The 3,921-nt window shown below is 50.0% G+C and carries 2 protein-coding genes; both read right to left on the minus strand.

What is annotated here, in order from left to right; genetic code table 11:
• Positions 1 to 64: 64 nt before the first annotated feature.
• On the minus strand, positions 65 to 1,579 hold the full coding sequence (locus tag H6A34_RS13860; protein WP_338088674.1) for a S41 family peptidase: 1,515 nt from the start codon (positions 1,577 to 1,579) through the stop codon (positions 65 to 67).
• Positions 1,580 to 1,789: 210 nt separating this feature from the next.
• Positions 1,790 to 3,718 (minus strand): DNA topoisomerase IV subunit B, encoded by a 1,929-nt coding sequence (locus H6A34_RS13865; RefSeq protein ID WP_205105997.1) that lies wholly within the window; start codon positions 3,716 to 3,718, stop codon positions 1,790 to 1,792.
• Positions 3,719 to 3,921: the final 203 nt, after the last annotated feature.

The raw sequence follows: 3,921 nt of genomic DNA on the forward strand, positions 1-3,921 counted from the left end.
AGCTTATTAATTAACAAGACATACTTTCTTAATTCTTAACTCTTAATTCTTAATTTCTATGCTCTTAATTCTTAATTTCCTCCACTCCCTTCATCACGATGTCGCTCGTCTCGTTGATGATTTGGAAGTATTCGCTCATGTCGAACAGGTCGCGGGCGACGAGAGCCTTCAACTGTGCCTTGAGGTAAGGTAACGTTTTTTGCAGTTCGGCGTCGTCTTTCGGCTTCACGTTCTGCTTTTCTCCCTCTTTGATAACTTCGTCGATAAGCTCTTGCGGGAAGTTGAATCCGTCGCGGAACGTCTCGAACGTTGGGAAGAGCGACTTCAGTTGCTTGCGGTGATTGTCGATGTATTTCAGGTCGGTGTTGATGACTATGCCCTTCAGCACGAGCTGCCTATGGTAGTTGGTGTACTGAAGCGTGTCGAGCGGAACGAACACGTCGGGCATTATTCCGCCACCACCGTACACAGCGCGGTGCTTGCGCAAGGTGTAGAACTTCAGCGAATCGGCAAAATGTATGCTGTCGCTGTTGGTCAGTTCGCCGTGTTTCAGACGCTTGTCGAAGTCAAGGGCGTAATCCTCAAGGTCTCCCTTGGTGTACGGTTTCTGTATGCAACGGCCTGAAGGGGTGTAATAATGCGCTATTGTAAGGCGTATCATTGAGCCGTCGGGCAGGCCGATGGGGCGCTGTACGAGACCCTTTCCGAATGTGCGCCGGCCTATTATGGTGCCGCGGTCTTGGTCTTGTATCGCTCCGGAGACAATCTCGGCTGCCGAAGCTGTGAACTCGTTGACGAGCACATAGACGCGTCCGTCCTGGAATTTGCCGTTGCCACGCGCCTTATAGTCCATGCGGTCAACACGTCTTCCTTCGGTATATACAATTAGGTCGTTCTTCGGCAGGAATTCGTTTGCTATTTCCACGGCAGCCTGGAGGTATCCTCCGCCGTTATCCTGGAGGTCGAGGATGAGGTCTTTCATTCCCTCTTTCTTTAGCTTCTCCATTCCTTCCATGAACTCGTCATAGGTCGTTGCGCCGAAGTTACCTATCCTTATATATCCTACATTGGGGCGAATCATGTACACGGCGTCTATGCTTTTCACTGGAATCTTGTCTCTCTTTACCGTAAACTTGAGTACTTCAGCCACGCCGCGGCGCACTATACCGAGGTTTACTTTCGTCCCTTTTGGGCCACGCAGGCGGCGCATAATCTCCTCTTTGCTCATCTTCACGCCTGCAATTGCTGTGTCATTGACGGTTACGATACGGTCGCCGGCCATTATTCCGACCTTTTCCGACGGGCCTTTGCTTACCGGTTGGATAACGAGCAGCGTGTCGTCAACCATGTTGAACTGCACTCCAATACCTTCAAAGTTACCCTGCAACGGTTCGTTCATCGCCTTAACTTCCTCCGGATTGGAGTAAGACGAGTGCGGGTCGAGCTTCTCCAGCATACCGCGGATACCGTCTTCAACGAGCTTGTTCTCGTCAACAGAGTCAACATACAGGTTGTTTATGGCCATCTCTGCTATCTGGAGCTTGCGTATCGGGCTGTCGCCTGAAAAGTCGATGCGCATTTGCGCGCTTACAGGTAAAAGTGTAAAAAGGTAAAAAAGTAAAACTATTGGTGCTTTATTTTTCATCGTTTGGTGGTATTATTGGGGCGTATTGGGCTAATTATGCTTATAAGACCAATTGACTTAATAAGCCGATAGGCCTTGATTGGCCCAATACGCCGTCTTTCTTAATTAGCTTAACGCTGACTTTCAGTTCTTAACTCTTAATTCTTAATTGATGTCCTCTTCCTCGGGGCGGTCTTCTTCGATGACAAGGTTGTCAATAATGAAGTTCTGACGCTCTGGCGTATTCTTGCCCATGTAGTATTCGAGGAGCTTCTGTACTTGGTCGTTCTTGTGCAGTGTGACCTGTTCCAGACGCATGTCCGGGCCGATGAAGTTACGGAACTCGTCGGGGCTTATCTCTCCGAGACCTTTGAATCGAGTTATCTCCGGGTCTGGACCAAGGGTTGATATGGCGTCAAGCCTCTCCTCTTCGCTGTAACAATAGCGTGTGATAAAGTCGCCTTTTGTACCTTTATTGTCCTCGAGAACTTTTTTGTTCTTTATTTTCGAGCGGCGGTTACGCACGCGGAAAAGTGGTGTCTGGAGTACATATACGTGGCCTTTCTTTATCAAGTCAGGGAAGAATTGCAGGAAAAACGTGATTATCAGCAGGCGGATATGCATGCCGTCGACGTCTGCATCAGTGGCTACTATTACCTTATTATATCTCAAGGAGTCAAGTCCGTCCTCTATGTCGAGCGCCGCTTGCAGCAGGTTAAACTCCTCGTTTTCGTACACAATCTTCTTTGTCAGACCGTAAGAGTTGAGCGGTTTGCCCCTCAAGGAGAACACCGCCTGCGTGTTAACGTCACGGCTTTTGGTGATGGAACCGCTTGCCGAGTCGCCCTCGGTTATGAAGATGGAGCTTTCCTCTTTGCGTTCGTTTTTAACGTCGCTGAAGTGTATGCGGCAGTCGCGCAGCTTGCGGTTGTGCAGGTTGGCCTTTTTCGCGCGTTCTCGGGCCAGCTTCGTCACGCCGGCCATTTCCTTCCGCTCCTTCTCCGAGGCCTGTATTTTCTGCAGCATTACCTCCGCAACGTCGGCGTGTTTGTGCAGATAGTTGTCCACTTCGGTCTTGATGAAGTCGCCAACGTATTTGTTCACGCTTACGCCGTCGGGCGACATGGTGAGCGAACCGAGCTTTATTTTCGTCTGGCTTTCGAACATCGGTTCTTCCACATTTACCGCTATGGCTGCCACAAGGCCGTTGCGTATGTCGGTGTACTCGAAGTTTTTGTTGAAGAACTCCTTTATTGTCTTGGCTATATGCTCTTTGAACGCGCTCTGGTGGGTACCGCCCTGAGTGGTATGCTGGCCGTTTACGAACGAATGATACTCCTCTCCGTACTGGTTGGTATGGGTGAATGCTATCTCGATATCCTCTCCCTTGAGGTGTATTATGGGATAGATTCCGTCGGTGGTCATCGTGTCGTTGAGGAGGTCTTCCAGTCCGTTGCGGCTCAGTATGCGGCGTCCGTTGAACATGATGGTAAGCCCCGTGTTGAGGTAAGTGTAGTTGCGGAGCATTGTCTCGACGAAATCTGTGTGGAAACGGTAGTTCTTGAACAGCGTATCGTCAGGCTCGAAGAATACGTATGTGCCGTTTTCGTCCTGCGTGTCTTCGGTTGTGTCGTCTTTCATCATGCCGCGTTCGAACTTCACCGTGCGCACCGTGCCGTCGCGGTATGAGCGCACCTCGAACTTGGAACTGAGCGCGTTGACAGCCTTTATGCCGACACCGTTGAGGCCGACGCTCTTCTTGAACGCCTTAGAGTCATACTTTCCGCCGGTGTTCAGCACGCTTACTGCCTCGATGAGCTTGCCTTGCGGAATGCCGCGTCCGTAGTCGCGGACGGTCACGCGCAGTTCCTCGTCAATGTCGACTTCAATGCGTTTGCCGGCGTTCATCTTGAACTCGTCTATCGAGTTGTCGATAACCTCCTTCAGCAAGACATATATTCCGTCTTCGGGCATGGAGCCGTCGCCCAACCGTCCGATGTACATGCCGGGGCGGGTGCGCACGTGTTCCATGTCGGAAAGATGTCTTATATTATCATCCGTGTAAGCAGTTGTAATTTTATTCTCTTCGTTCATAAAGTCGTTTTTTCAGTAGTCAAAGTAGTTAGAGCAGTTATCGCTCCCTGCGGTCGCTAAGTAGTTAAAGTCATTACCTTTGTCGCTTGCGGATGTCTAAGCCGGAAAAGCGTTTTGCTTTAACTGCTTAGCGACCGCAGGGAGCGATAACTACTCTAACTACTTTAACTACACGGAACTATAACCACTTTTTATAACAGCGT

The organism is Marseilla massiliensis, assembly GCF_016899855.1.
GTDB lineage: Bacteria > Bacteroidota > Bacteroidia > Bacteroidales > Bacteroidaceae > Prevotella.